Origin of the sequence: Micromonospora sp. LA-10, assembly GCF_051853095.1 — a bacterium.
In the GTDB taxonomy this organism is placed as follows: Bacteria; Actinomycetota; Actinomycetes; order Mycobacteriales; family Micromonosporaceae; genus Micromonospora; species Micromonospora echinospora_A.
Window position 1 is genome coordinate 4387055 of record NZ_CP195710.1, and the last position, 12193, is coordinate 4399247.

The 12193-nt window shown below is 68.9% G+C and carries 13 protein-coding genes; 11 read left to right on the forward strand and 2 right to left on the reverse strand.

The features are described 5' to 3' along the window. Positions 1–525: 525 nt before the first annotated feature. On the reverse strand, positions 526–948 hold the full coding sequence (locus ACSDG8_RS20735) for a GntR family transcriptional regulator (protein WP_439427158.1): 423 nt from the start codon (positions 946–948) through the stop codon (positions 526–528). 875 nt (positions 949–1823) lie between these two features. Between ACSDG8_RS20735 and ACSDG8_RS20740 the strand changes: the two genes are divergently transcribed. From ACSDG8_RS20740 to ACSDG8_RS20750, 3 genes are all read left to right on the forward strand, one after another. Beyond that, positions 1824–2162 carry a precorrin-4 C11-methyltransferase gene (locus ACSDG8_RS20740; RefSeq protein ID WP_439427159.1) on the forward strand — a complete coding sequence of 113 codons (339 nt, stop codon included), beginning with the start codon at positions 1824–1826 and terminating at the stop codon, positions 2160–2162. A 152-nt stretch (positions 2163–2314) separates the two neighbouring features. Then, positions 2315–3136 carry a GntR family transcriptional regulator gene (locus ACSDG8_RS20745; protein WP_439427160.1) on the forward strand — a complete coding sequence of 274 codons (822 nt, stop codon included), beginning with the start codon at positions 2315–2317 and terminating at the stop codon, positions 3134–3136. Then, positions 3124–3900: a glycosyltransferase family 2 protein gene (locus tag ACSDG8_RS20750; RefSeq protein WP_439427161.1), complete on the forward strand. Its 777-nt coding sequence runs from the start codon at positions 3124–3126 to the stop codon at positions 3898–3900. Before ACSDG8_RS20745 ends, ACSDG8_RS20750 begins: the two co-directional genes overlap by 13 nt. Here ACSDG8_RS20750 and ACSDG8_RS20755 read toward each other — a convergent pair. Beyond that, complete coding sequence (locus tag ACSDG8_RS20755; RefSeq protein ID WP_439427162.1) at positions 3884–4339, reverse strand: hypothetical protein; 456 nt, start codon at positions 4337–4339, stop codon at positions 3884–3886. The two genes, ACSDG8_RS20750 and ACSDG8_RS20755, sit on opposite strands and share 17 nt — an antisense overlap. 1169 nt (positions 4340–5508) lie before the next feature. On the opposite strand from ACSDG8_RS20755, the gene ACSDG8_RS20760 reads away from it, so the two are divergent. The 8 genes from ACSDG8_RS20760 to ACSDG8_RS20795 all read left to right on the forward strand — a co-directional run bounded on the left by ACSDG8_RS20760 (position 5509) and on the right by ACSDG8_RS20795 (position 12181). Beyond that, positions 5509–5904: a transcriptional regulator gene (locus ACSDG8_RS20760; protein WP_151015314.1), complete on the forward strand. Its 396-nt coding sequence runs from the start codon at positions 5509–5511 to the stop codon at positions 5902–5904. 274 nt (positions 5905–6178) lie between these two features. Next, positions 6179–7795, forward strand: a complete 1617-nt coding sequence (locus ACSDG8_RS20765; RefSeq protein ID WP_439427163.1) for an FtsK/SpoIIIE domain-containing protein — start codon at positions 6179–6181, stop codon at positions 7793–7795. Beyond that, positions 7792–8046: a hypothetical protein gene (locus tag ACSDG8_RS20770; protein WP_091426450.1), complete on the forward strand. Its 255-nt coding sequence runs from the start codon at positions 7792–7794 to the stop codon at positions 8044–8046. The genes ACSDG8_RS20765 and ACSDG8_RS20770 overlap by 4 nt, the downstream gene beginning before the upstream one ends. Positions 8047–8051: 5 nt before the next feature. Further along, positions 8052–8243 carry a hypothetical protein gene (locus ACSDG8_RS20775; RefSeq protein WP_013473706.1) on the forward strand — a complete coding sequence of 64 codons (192 nt, stop codon included), beginning with the start codon at positions 8052–8054 and terminating at the stop codon, positions 8241–8243. After that, positions 8240–8800 carry a DUF2637 domain-containing protein gene (locus tag ACSDG8_RS20780; RefSeq protein ID WP_439427164.1) on the forward strand — a complete coding sequence of 187 codons (561 nt, stop codon included), beginning with the start codon at positions 8240–8242 and terminating at the stop codon, positions 8798–8800. Before ACSDG8_RS20775 ends, ACSDG8_RS20780 begins: the two co-directional genes overlap by 4 nt. After that, on the forward strand, positions 8797–10566 hold the full coding sequence (locus tag ACSDG8_RS20785) for a replication initiator (RefSeq protein ID WP_439427165.1): 1770 nt from the start codon (positions 8797–8799) through the stop codon (positions 10564–10566). The genes ACSDG8_RS20780 and ACSDG8_RS20785 overlap by 4 nt, the downstream gene beginning before the upstream one ends. A 17-nt stretch (positions 10567–10583) precedes the next feature. Next, positions 10584–10748 carry a helix-turn-helix transcriptional regulator gene (locus tag ACSDG8_RS20790; RefSeq protein ID WP_425736882.1) on the forward strand — a complete coding sequence of 55 codons (165 nt, stop codon included), beginning with the start codon at positions 10584–10586 and terminating at the stop codon, positions 10746–10748. Continuing rightward, positions 10745–12181 carry a tyrosine-type recombinase/integrase gene (locus ACSDG8_RS20795; RefSeq protein WP_439427166.1) on the forward strand — a complete coding sequence of 479 codons (1437 nt, stop codon included), beginning with the start codon at positions 10745–10747 and terminating at the stop codon, positions 12179–12181. The genes ACSDG8_RS20790 and ACSDG8_RS20795 overlap by 4 nt, the downstream gene beginning before the upstream one ends. Positions 12182–12193: the final 12 nt, after the last annotated feature.

The window sequence follows — 12193 nt, forward strand, 5'->3', positions numbered from 1 at the left end:
ACCGATAAGGCGCCATCCTCGCTGTCTGCCGCCGACCCGCCCGGCTAGGAAGCGGGCCGCCAGCCCGCCACGTCAAGCGGGCCTTGACGGCTTGTGCGGACGCTGGCGGGTCGGGCGGTGGTCGCCTGGGTCGACGGCTGGCGGGATGGCCTGCGCAACCACCCACGGACCGCAGCGCGTGGACGGTGCGTGGGTCATCCTGTAGTCGTTGCGCCCCCGCCGGAGGCGCACTAACCGAAACCCCGTGACCGCAGCCAGTTCGCCGACGGGACCCGGCGTGCGCTCCCGTGCGCCGCGCGGGCTCGTGGCCGCGCGGCCCGGCCGGCTGCCGGCCCACCCTCACCCGTCAATGGGCTGTCGTTCTTCTGCGGCCCGGTCGGGCTCCCCGCTTTCGGCGCCAGCCGACGGGCGTTTGACGTGGTCCGGGCCCTGGCGCAACGCAAAGGGGCCGGGCCGCGCGTCGTGGCGGCGGCGCGGCCCGCTTGTCGGGCCGCCTTGAAGAGGTATCGACGGTTCGTGAGGGACCTACCGCGTCGCTCCTGGTAGCCGGTAGATCCTGACGACGGCTCCGATAGCTCCATTCATCAGAGTGACATTCTGCTGTTCGACCAGGGGCGCACCTACCTCGACAGCGAAAAGCGCCGCAAGTTCCGGATCCGCCGCTACCTGGCGCTCTCGTGTCTCAACCTCGGGTCCTTTGGCTGGTCCGTCCTCTGGGCGATATGGGTTGGCGTATGTGCCGCGGCCGTGTTCGGTCGCGACCATGCGCTCATCCCGCAAGACGGCGATGGCCTGGCGGATTGTTCCGCGACTTGCCCGAAACTCGGCGGTAAGCGCGCTCTCCGCCGGCAAGAGGCTGCCCGACGGGATAGCTCCGCTCTCGATGCGTCGTCTCAGCTCGTTGGCGATGACGCGGTAGCGGGGCTGGCCATAGTGCGGGGTGGGCACCCGCTCACGGTACCTGGCACTTGTCTTACCAAGTGTCAACCAAGTAACCCGGTTCGACGTATAGACAACACGTCCACTTGTAGGTACGTTTCCCGGTGTGCGGCCAGGGTGACGGTTCGTATCAGGGGTGGTGTCGTGCCGGCCCTGGTCGCACCTGATGCGCGGCGTCCTGTCGGACCGGTTGCGGTAGCCGCGCGTACAAGTTGGCTCGGCGATACCCGACCCGTCTGTGTCGGACGGTGCGCCGTGCCTTCATCCGGGCCGGTGGCCGGCTGCATTCCCCCGTAGCTGGCCACCGGTCCCCGCCTACCTGTGGAGGTGCGATGTCCGGCTCTCATCGTCGGCGCGGTTGGTTCTCGTCCTGGTGGTCCTCAAGGCGTTCGCGGGCTGTTGTCGCAGACAGCCACGTCTCGCCAATGCGGCGCACGCCAACCAATGCCGCGCCGACGTACTGGTGGGCTGGGGTACCGACTCGGGAGTTGCCTACGTTGCGCTACGCGCCGTTGATGACGCTGGCGCAGTCCTACCGAGGCAATGGTGGGCGGTGGCGATGAGGCGGACGAACAAGGCGACCGAGATCACGAGTCACCCGAGCTGGTGCGTTCCGGATCGCTGCGGCCATCTGGTGCCGCCGTTGATGGCACACATGGCCCGGCGTCACCGAGGCCCAATGCTCCGGGTTGGTGACATCCGGTCGAGCGGAGCCGTCGTCACTTACCTCATCGGTGCTGACGCCCTGGCGCCGTTGGTCGCCGTGCACGCCACGTGCCGGGCGGGGAACGGCTGGGCGGAGTTGTCGCTACCCCAGGTGGCCCAACTGGTCGAGCATCTGCGCGGTCTCCTGAAGCAAGCCGGCGGCGACCGGGGAGCTGGCGATGAGTGAGGGCCTGTCCATGACCGAGAGCGCCCCGCGGTCGGTCCCGTCGGTCACATGTCCGGGATGGTGCCGGGGCTGCGGACCGAACGATCCGATGCACCGTGGCTTCATCGCCACCATCGGCCGGGAGCGAACCGGCTGGGTCAGCCTTCAGCTACTCATCGACCGGTTCGCGCGTCGCGACTTGGCCGTCAAGCTGGACGCGACCCGCTACGGCGCGACGCAGACCGTGCTTCTCTCGGCGGCGCAACTCGACCGGTTGATCGACGAGTTGACGGGTGCCCGTGAGGTGATGGGGGCACCGGTCAGCCGGCGTCCTTGGACGGGGGAGGCGTGATGAACCCGGGCAGCCGTCGGCGCGTGGCCGTTCCCCGTACTCCTGGCCCACGTCGTGGGCAGCCGCCGCGAGCAGCGGTAACGGTCCCACCGGTTCCCGAGCGGCCCGCCGGCGGGACCACCTGGCAGACGTTGGAACGTCTAGGGGGTACGGTGACCGGTGTGCATGGCCGGGACTGGCGCCCTCGCTACCTGCAACTCGCGGAGGAGTTGCGGGTAAAGATCATGGCCGGAGAGATGGCCCCGGGCACCCTCATGCCGAGCGAGACTGAGTTGGCCGAGTCGTCCGGCCTTTCCCGTACCAGCGTGCGCAACGCCATCCGGCAGCTCCGAGAATGGGGCCTTGTCCGGGCCGAACAGGGGCGCGGGACCTACGTCCGGGCACCTCGGCAGCGGGTACGCCGTCGCAACAGCGAGCGGTATCAGTGGGAGAAGGACCGGGTTCTGCTCGACGAGGCCGAGCGGTTGAAGACCGGCGCCACCGAGCACGACACCGGCCTGACCGTTGACGACCTGAAGTTCCACGCCGAGTACTCGCGGGTGGAGGCGGATGCGGAGATGGCGGCGGCCTTGCAGGTTGAGCCGGGTACGCCGCTGCTGCGCCGCGTCTACTGGACGTCCTCCCGCCGCGAGAGCGCGCCGCTGACCGTGTCGTACTCCTATCTGCCGTACGACCTGGTGGCTGCGAACCCGGAGCTGCTCGACGAGAGCAAGGAACCGTGGCCCGGCGGCACGCAGCACCAGCTCTACACGCTCGGCATCGAGCTGGACCGGATCGATGACGAGATCCGGGCGCGTCCGCCGTCCCCGGATGAGGCCGAACTTCTGGACATCGACCCGGGCGTCTCCGTGCTCACCGTGCGGAAGACCTCGGTCGACACCACGGGCCGGGTCGTCGAGGTTGCCGACGTGGTGATGCCGGGTGACCGGACGGAGCTTTTCTACTCCCACAAGCTCCAGCGGTGGAAGACTTGACGCAGCTCGTCTCGGTCATCACTCCGGTCCACGCGCCCAGCATCGAGCACCTTGCTGGCGCCTACGAGTCGTTGGCCAAGCAGGAAATGCCGGCCGGGTGGGCCTGGCAATGGCTCGTCCAGGAGGACGGGCAGACCGGCGCCCTGGTTGACGTGCTGCCCGACGATCCCCGGATCAGTCTCGGGACCGGCCGTCCCGGTGGGCCTGGCGTCGCCCGTACCCTCGCCCTTTCCCGGGTCTCCGGTGACCTCATCAAGGTCCTGGACGCTGACGACCAGTTGGCACCCGGCGCGCTCGCCCGAGACATCGCCGCGTTCGACGCGCACCCGCACATCGGCTGGACCACCTCGCGGGTACTCGACCTGCTGCCCGACGGATCGACCGCCGGATGGGACAAGGACCCAGATGGCGGAGTCGTCGACCGCGGTGAGGTCCTGTCGTTCTGGCAAGCCAACGACTACCGCGCATCAGTGCACCCGGCGACTCTGTGCCTACGGCGGGATCTCGTCTTCGCCCTGGGCGGCTGGATGGCGCTCCCCGCCTCCGAGGACACGGGCCTGCTGCTCGCTGCCAGCGCCGTCAGCGCCGGCTACTTCACCCGGGAGTACGGCCTGCTCTACCGCAAATGGCCCGGTCAGGTGACCAGCCAGGCCGCGCATCGCGAACCGGCCGAGTATCAGGCTCGAATGAGGATCATCGAGGCCAGAGCCAACGCCCTGGCCTCGATGCTGCCGAACGGTCTCCCCCTCACTCCTCTGGCTTAGCCTCGTGCCCCGGCATGCCGTGGGTACGTCGCCGCTCCTTCATTTCCGCTTCGTAGATGTGCCGCCGACCGTCGGCTAGCTTCTCCCGTGCGTCCCGCTCGATCTCCTGGAACGCGGCGTAGTAGCCATCATCGAACTCCTCCATGATCTGGAAGGTCCAACGGCCAGGTAGCAGGTTGCGTCCCAAGAGCTCATGCTCGACCCGGTCGGCCGTCTCGTCGTGACCGGCCTCCCGGAGCAGCTTCACCACCCGGTCGAGGGTGAGGTCCGCGCCGCCTACGAGCTGGTGCGCCGAATACAGGTGGCCTCGTACGCGGTGGACCGTCTCCAGGGCCTTGCTCAACTCACCTAACGCTTCAACCGTCCTGTCGTCCACGCCAGGTGGGCGTGAATGATCCTTATCAAGGCTTTCCCTTCGACCCACTGCCATGAGTTGCATGTACCCAGGCGTGGATCAGCTAATCCCGTGAATGCTCGTGCCTCATCAATCGGCGTCGTCTGCGGGTCGGAAAATTGGCGAGAGTGGGAATTAGGTAGTCAATGCCCCAAAATGCTAGACTGGCGGCTAGGCCTATCAGTGCACCCGCTATGAATAGGCGAGACTCACGTATTCGATCCTCGGATGAGGATGCGAGCGTAGCCCATACTTCTAGAGCCCTTGCGGACGACGAGCGCCATTCGAGACCGTTCTCTGACGTTGACAAATTGGCTGAGGCTGCGTCTACCCTGTACCCAGGTGGTATTCGCGTAAGTTCGACTTCTTGAAGGCTTCCTTTTATGCTTAGCCCAAGGCTGGGTCGGCGGGAGGCAAGATCTCCGAGAGAGCGTCTAGTGCGGTCTGCTTCTGCGGGATATAGGGCGGGTGCCTTGACGGTGGTAAGGGCGTCTGACCTTGTTACCCATGGGGTCAGGGGTCGGCCGGAGACTTGTCCCATAAATTCCTCGGGGGCCCCCGGGCTGCCCTCTTTGCATGCATTGCCTCTAACTGCCTGTGCCGGCAAAGAGTATGCCTCGCGCACCCCTGCCACGGTTCGGCGCAGGGGGACTGTGCCGACGGCGAGATCAATTCCTGTTTGGCTAGACAGGTCTAGTTGAGCGTCCGCTGATAGCAGCAGTCGAAATGGAGCGCAGCGAGACTTGGAGGGGGTGCGGAAGTTCACTCGATAGGTGACTAATTCGCCCATTTCAGAGTCGTCCCTCCGTAGAATTTTCAGGTTTACGTCTTCCGAATCGCGAGGTACGTAAAAAATGGCAAAGCCGTTCACCTGTAGTGGCGGAGGGTTCCTGGTGGATCTGGAATATTCATTCCAAGCGTAAAGGGTTATTGCGCCGCCGAGCAGGAGGGCAGCAAGTCCTGCAATTGCTTGTAGTGGAAAATTTCTGGAGCGGCGGGTATGGGCTTGAGCTTGGTCCTCGCTAATGCGAAGCCCTAGATCCACGGCGCCTCTGGTGTCCATCTCCTAATTTCAGCCCGTCATTGCAAGCGGGGCATAGGCCACTTCTGGCGTGAAACGGGCGTGGGTGAGGGGGTTGTTGACTTGTCTGCCAAGTGACGTCTACCTTGGAGTCTCAACTTGGCAGACATGCCAACAACCTGGAGGTTGAGCAATGGCTCTGCGTGGCGGTACGAGGTTCGCCGTGCGTTGTGAGGACGTGTTCCCGGCGGGATGCGCCCTGGTCCCCGAGTCCCTGGGTGAGGTCGAGGACTACGACGAGAAGACCGGCCGGCGTAGCCCGGCGAAGGACAAACTGACCGGCCAGCGGGTGTGGCAGGTCCGCGTGATGGACCTGGACCCGGAGCTCGGCAAGCGGTCTCGGGAGACGACGGTCAAGATCTCGGCCGACTACCAGCCGGTGCCCCCGACGGGTGCCCCGTTCGAGGCGGTGGAGTTCGACGGCATGACGGTCACGCCGTACGTGACCAACAACAACCGGATGGCGTACTCGCTGCGCGCGACCGGCATGCGCGCTCCGGCGGGCGTGACCAAGAAGGCGGCGGCGTAGCCGCATCAGGTGGGGGCGGGGCTGTCAGGTCTTGGCGGACGGCAGCCCCGCCCTCTGTCTCTTCCCCCTGCTCTGTCGAGAGAGGTAGTGACGTGTCCAAGCGTAGGCGTTCGCCTGCCCCGGCTCAGCCTCGGTGCGGCGTGTGTCAGTCCCGGTTCGACCCTTCCGGCGGGGCGGCTGACCGCTGCCCGCTTTGCGTCGGGCAGCTCGTTCTTTCGTTCCCTTCGGTCCGGGATTCGTCGGGTCGGTTCGTGTCGCTGCGGGGTGCGCGATGATGCGCCGGCCGCGTGGCGAGGTAGTGCTGACGACCGCCGGGGATCTGCTGGTGATCCGGCCGAAGCGGTTCGTCCTGCCGATGTGGGCGGTCGTGCTCGGCATGGTGCTGCGCTGGCTCGCCCGGGGCTGCTGGTGGTGCCTGCGCCACCCGGTCACCGTCGGCTTGGTCGTGCTCGCCGTCGTCCTCTACGCCGACTACGGCTGGGCGGGCCTGGTCGTGCCGCTGGTCCTGGCGTCGGCGGTCGCGGCTCTGTGGCGGTGGCGCAATGAGGCGTCCTGGTGGCGGTGGTGTGGCGGGCCGTTGCTCGGCCGGTTCCGTCAGGTTTTCGTCTACCGGCGGGCGTGGCACGAGGCCATGACCCTCTGCGGCCTGGCCGAGACGTACGACCGTCGCGCCGTCCTGCCCGAGCTGCTGCGCGTGCGCTCGGATCAGGCCCTCGATGTGCTGACCATCCGCATGGTCCGCGGGCAGACCCCGGCCGACTTCCAACAGGTCACAGCGAACCTCGCGTACGCCTTCGGCCGGAGGCACGCCCGTGTCTACTCCGAGCGGCCCGACGACCCGCCGACCCGTAGCGGCTACTTGGCGCTGCTGCTGCGGCTGGTGGACCGGGTGCGGCTCCGGGACCGGCCGACCGTGGTCTACCTGGTCCTCGTCCGCACCGACGCTCTGCGACCGGTGGTGGCACCGTTCGACGCCGCGGCCGTCCCCGACTTCACCGCGCTGCCGCTGGCCCGGCGGGAAGACCTGGGCACCTGGTCCCTGCACCTGCTCGCCACGCACGTCCTCATCGGCGGAGCCACCCGGTCCGGCAAGGGCTCGGTGCTCTGGTCGCTGGTCCGCGCGTTGGCCGGCGGCATCACCTCCGGCCTGGTCCGGCTCTGGGTGATCGACCCCAAGGGCGGGATGGAGTTCGCAATGGGCCGGCCGCTGTTCGCCCGGTTCGCCTGCAAGTCCTTTGAGGCAATGGCAGATCTCCTCGACGAGGCCGTGGCCGTAATGCGGGAGCGACAGACCCGGCTCGCTGGCAGGGTCCGGGTGCATACCCCGACCGAGGCTGACCCCCTGGTCGTGGTCGTCATCGACGAAATGGCTGCGCTGACCGCGTACCTGCAAGACGTCGAGCTGCGTAAGCGCATCGCCGGCTCGCTCGGGCTGCTGCTGTCGCAGGGTGCCGGTGTCGGCGTCTTGGTGGTGGCCGCGTTGCAGGACCCCCGCAAGGAGGTGCTGCCGTTCCGGGACCTGTTCCCGACTCGCATCGCGCTCGGCCTGACCGAGGCGTCACAGGTCGACCTCGTGTTGGGCGACGGCGCCCGCAACCGCGGGGCCCTGGCCGACCAGATGCCCCGCTGGGCCAAGGGCGTCGGGTACGTGATCCTCGACGGCACCCCAGAACCGATGCGGGTCCGCTTCTCGTACGTCACCGACGACCACATCCGCGATCTCGCCCGCGAATACCCGGCTCCGGCCGACGCTGCGGACATCCTCGCCCAGGTCGGCCGCGAGTCGACACCGGAACCGGTCCGGCCGGCCCTGCCCCGGCAGCGTCGCGGGCCACTGCTGCCCGACGCGTTGCGCAACATCCTCGACGCCGACGGGGGTGAGTCGCGGTGACCGCCCCGACCTTCTACCGGCTCCGCGCACCGAACCCGGACGGCGCGAGCAGCACGGCGGTATCCGTCCGCGTCGACCCCGACCGGCCCGACCCGTACCCGGTCTATCTCGCCGTCGGCGGTGGCCGGCGCCGCATGCACCTGACCCCCGACGAGGCGTGGGCGCTGTGGCGCTGCCTCTCCGAAGCGGTCGCCTCCCTCGGCGACCCGCCCGACCACATCCGTACTCGCGTCACCCCGGACCGGAGGTAGTCCCGATGTCCCTCAAGCGCTTCTTCCTCGGCACACACCGCATCAAGCCGCTGAACATCGACCTGGACGGCTCCCCGGACCGGCTCGCCGCCGCGCTGCACGGCCTGGCGCACATGGTCCGCCGTCGGGACGACCTCGACGGGCAGCGCATCCGCATCACCGTCACCATCCGCATCCCGGAGGGCGACTTCGAATGATCCGCCATCGAGCCGAGTCCGGCGTCCGGGTGCTGATCCTGATCGCCATCGGGACCATGGCCGGTGCCGCCGCCTTCACCCACGTCCACGACCTGACCGTGGCCCACGGCCAGCCCGACTGGATCGGCTGGGCCAACGCGGTAGCCGTCGAGCTGATGGCGATCTACCTCGGCCTGGAGATCCGCGCCCGCCGTCGCGCCGGTCGCCCGGTCGGCCTGGTCGGCGTGCTCCTGGTCGCGTTCGCCCTGCTCTCCCTCGCCGCCCAGGTCGCGGAAGCCGAACCGTCCGTGTGGGGCTGGATCGTGGCCGCCGTGCCGTCGCTGGCGTTCCTCGCCCTGGTCAAGGTCGTCCTGTCCAGCGCACCCGCCCCGGCACCCGAACCGGATCAACCGCCGGTCGACTGGACCTACGAGGTTCCCGAGCAAGTCGTCACCGAGCCCGAGCCCCAGCAGCCGACCGCGCCCGCTCCGGCGGTCCGCCCGGCACCGGCCGCGGTGCTGCCTCCGCTCGGCGTCGTCCAGCCCAACCGACCCCAGGTCGTCGGGATCATCCGATGACCGCTCCCACCCTGCCCGGCCTCGCTTCCGCCGCCCCGACCCCGGCTGCTGCTCCTCGGCCGGGGTCGCGGGCGGCCCGCATGGCGCTGCCCCGCTCGGTCGACGTGCTCAAGGAAATCGCCGCCGAGTACGGCGTCTGCGTGCGCCCTCTCGCCATGCGCCGCACGGATCTCGACACCGGCCTGACCGAAGTCATCGACCTGCCCTGCGGCGCGACCCGGGAAGACAGGTGCGCGCCCTGCGCCAAGAAGAACCGCCGGCTACGCCAAGCCCAGATCCGCGAGGGCTGGCACCGCGACGACGAACCGCTACCCGGCCCCGAACCCGCGACCGAGGCACAGAAGTCCCTGATCCTCTTCCGCGCACACCTGGAGTTCTCCCGCGACGAGGCCGTGCGCGCCGCACAGTGGGACCAGGTGACCGACCTCGACGAGGCGATCCGCGAGGTAGAGGAAGCCATCGCCGCCGAGGGCCTGCGCGGGCGCGTCGGTCCACCCCACGCCAGCGTCGACGAGGACCAGGACGAGGAGCCCGGCCGCCGGCGTAAGCGCTCCACCAAGCGGCGTCAGGACGCGCCCGAGCTGCCCCGGCGCAAGGTCGAGCGGCGCACCGTTGGTAAGACCTACACCGCCCCGGACGGCTCGACCTACCGGCCATCGATGTGGCTTACGCTCACCCTCGACTCGTACGGCCCGGTCCGCCCCGACGGCACCCCGGTCAGCCCCGATCGGTACGACTACCGCCGAGCAGCCTGGGACGCCGTGCACTTCCCGCGGCTGCTCGACCGGTTCTGGCAGAACCTGCGCCGCTGCGAGGGCTGGAACGTCCAGTACGCCGGCTGCGTCGAGCCGCAACGCCGGCTCGCCCCACACGCCCACTTCGCCATCCGGGGCACCATCCCCCGAGACGTCCTGCGCACCGTCGCGGCGGCCACCTATCACCAGGTGTGGTGGCCGACGGTCAACGTCCAGCGCTACACCCTCGACCGGCTTCCCGTCTGGGACGAGCAGACGTCAGCGTGGGTCGACCCGGACACCCGGGAGCCGCTGACCACCTGGACGGAAGCCCTCGACGCCATCGACGACGACCCGGACGCCGAACCGGTGCACGTCCTCCGCTTCGGCGCCCAGGTCGACGCCCGCGGCGTCATGCCCGGCACCGAGGACGCCGAACGGACCATCCGGTACGTCACGAAGTACATCACCAAGCACACCGGCGACTGCCACAAGGCGACCACCGACCGGCAACGCAAGCACCTCGACCGGCTCTGGCAGCAACTTCAGCTCACACCCTGCACCGAGCGATGCGCCAACTGGCTGCTCTACGGCGTCCAGCCCAAGAAGGCACACGCCAAGCTCAAGCCGGGCCGCTGCAAGGGCAAGGTCCACCAGCGCGACACCCTCGGCATCGGCGGCCGGCGCATCCTCATCTCCCGCGACTGGTCCGGCAAGACCCTCGCCGACCACAAGCACGACGCGCGGGCCTGGGTGCGGGCCCTGCTCGGTGCCACCACCGACAGCGGCGCAGCCGGGCAGCTCGTCGACGACCAGGGCGCCACCGCCGAACGGATCCGGCACGCCTGGGAACTCGCCCGACCCGACGACCCCGACGTGGGCCCGCTGACCCACCGGCTCATGCGCTCCATCAGCGAACGCGCCCGCTGGCGAGCCGAACTGCTCGCCGCCAAGGACCGCGCCGCGCAGGGGTCCACAGATCTCTCGGCAACTCAGCACAGCGCACAGCACGACGGGGAGGGGACGCAGTGAACGAGGAGTTGTTGACCGTGCCGGAAGTGCTCGCCGAGCTGCGCGTACCGCGCTCGACCTGGTTCTACTGGCGGCAGACCGGCAAGGGGCCACGGGTCATCAAGCTCCCGAACGGGCAGCTTCGGGTCCGCCGGTCGGCGCTCGGTCGGTGGCTCGGTGAGCTGGAGCAGGACGCCGCATGAAGAGCTACGAGGTCCAGATCTGGGAGATCGGCAAGCGCGCCGACCGGAAGGCTCGGCCCTGGCGGGTCCGCTGGGCGGTGAGCGGCCAGCGCTTTGAGGACATGTTCCGTACCAAAGCCCTGGCGCACTCGTTCCGCGCCGAGCTGGTCCAGGCGGCCAACGCGGGGGAGCCCTTCGACCCGGCCACCGGCCGCCCGGTCTCCGAGGCCAGAACCAAGAACCCCACCACCTGGTACGCGCACAGCCGCGCGTACGTCGAGATGAAGTGGCCCCGGGCGGCGGCCAAGACCCGGCGGTCGATCGTCGAGGCGCTGACCTCGATCACGGTGACCCTGACCCGCCCGGCCAAGCGGGGCAGACCGGCTGACGCCCTGCTCCGCGAGGCGCTGTACCTCTACGGCCTCAACCCGCGCCGCTGGTCCGATGAGATCCCCACCGAGCACGCGGCGGCCCTCGCCTGGCTGGAAACCGCGTCCCTGCCGGTCGTCGAGCTGGACTCACCCGCGATGGTCCGCCGAGTCCTCGACAGCCTCTGCGTACGCCTCGACGGCAAGCCCGCGGCTGCCTCCACCGTCCAGCGGAAGCGGGCCACCTTCTACAACGTGCTCGGGTACGCCGTCGAGCTGGAGCTGATCGACTCCAACCCGGTCGACCGGGTGCAGTGGACGGCTCCCGAGGTCGCGCAGTCCATCGACCGGCGGGTGGTGGCAAACCCGGCGCAGGTCGCCACCCTGCTGGAGGCGGTGAAATCTCTCGGCAAACGGGCCGACAAGGTCACCGCGTTCTTCGGCTGCCTCTACTACGCGGGCATGCGTCCCTCGGAAGCCGCAGACCTACGGCGGGAAGACTGCGACCTTGCCGGCCGGTGTGCCGACTGCGGGGCCGACTTCGACGACCTGGCGGCGGTCAAGCCTTCCCGGTCCTGCGACCACGAGAAGATCGAACATCGCTGGGGCCGCCTGGTGCTCGCCGGCACCTCGCCGCGCGCCGGGTCGCACTGGACCGATGACGGCGGCTCCCACGAGCGGCGCGGACTCAAGCACCGGGGGAGAGCCGAGACTCGGACCGTCCCGATCCCGCCCCGGCTCGTCGAGCTGCTGTGCGCGCACGTCGAGAATCACGGGGTCGGCCCGGACGGTCGGTTCTTCCGGGGCCTGCACGGTGGTCCGCTGTCCGAGTCGGTCTACGACCGGTGGTGGAAACTCGCCCGGGAGGAGGCTCTGACGGACTCGCAGGTCGCCTCGCCGCTGGTCCGGCGTCCCTACGACCTGCGGCACGCGGCGGCCTCGCTCTGGCTGAATGCCGGCGTCCCGCCGACCGAGGTCGCCCGGCGCCTGGGCCACGGCGTCGCCGTCCTGCTCCGCGTCTACGCCAACTGCATCGACGGCGGCGACGACACTATGAACGACAAGATCGGCAGCGCGCTCGGATGATTCACCGCGTTT

Coding starts and splice junctions, on each gene's coding strand:
- ACSDG8_RS20740 (WP_439427159.1), top strand. CDS start 1,824: ATGAGTGAGGGCCTGTCCATGACCGAGAGCGCCCCGCGGTCGGTCCCG.
- ACSDG8_RS20755 (WP_439427162.1), bottom strand. CDS start 4,339: ATGCAACTCATGGCAGTGGGTCGAAGGGAAAGCCTTGATAAGGATCAT.
- ACSDG8_RS20760 (WP_151015314.1), top strand. CDS start 5,509: ATGGCTCTGCGTGGCGGTACGAGGTTCGCCGTGCGTTGTGAGGACGTG.
- ACSDG8_RS20765 (WP_439427163.1), top strand. CDS start 6,179: ATGCGCCGGCCGCGTGGCGAGGTAGTGCTGACGACCGCCGGGGATCTG.
- ACSDG8_RS20775 (WP_013473706.1), top strand. CDS start 8,052: ATGTCCCTCAAGCGCTTCTTCCTCGGCACACACCGCATCAAGCCGCTG.
- ACSDG8_RS20780 (WP_439427164.1), top strand. CDS start 8,240: ATGATCCGCCATCGAGCCGAGTCCGGCGTCCGGGTGCTGATCCTGATC.
- ACSDG8_RS20785 (WP_439427165.1), top strand. CDS start 8,797: ATGACCGCTCCCACCCTGCCCGGCCTCGCTTCCGCCGCCCCGACCCCG.
- ACSDG8_RS20795 (WP_439427166.1), top strand. CDS start 10,745: ATGAAGAGCTACGAGGTCCAGATCTGGGAGATCGGCAAGCGCGCCGAC.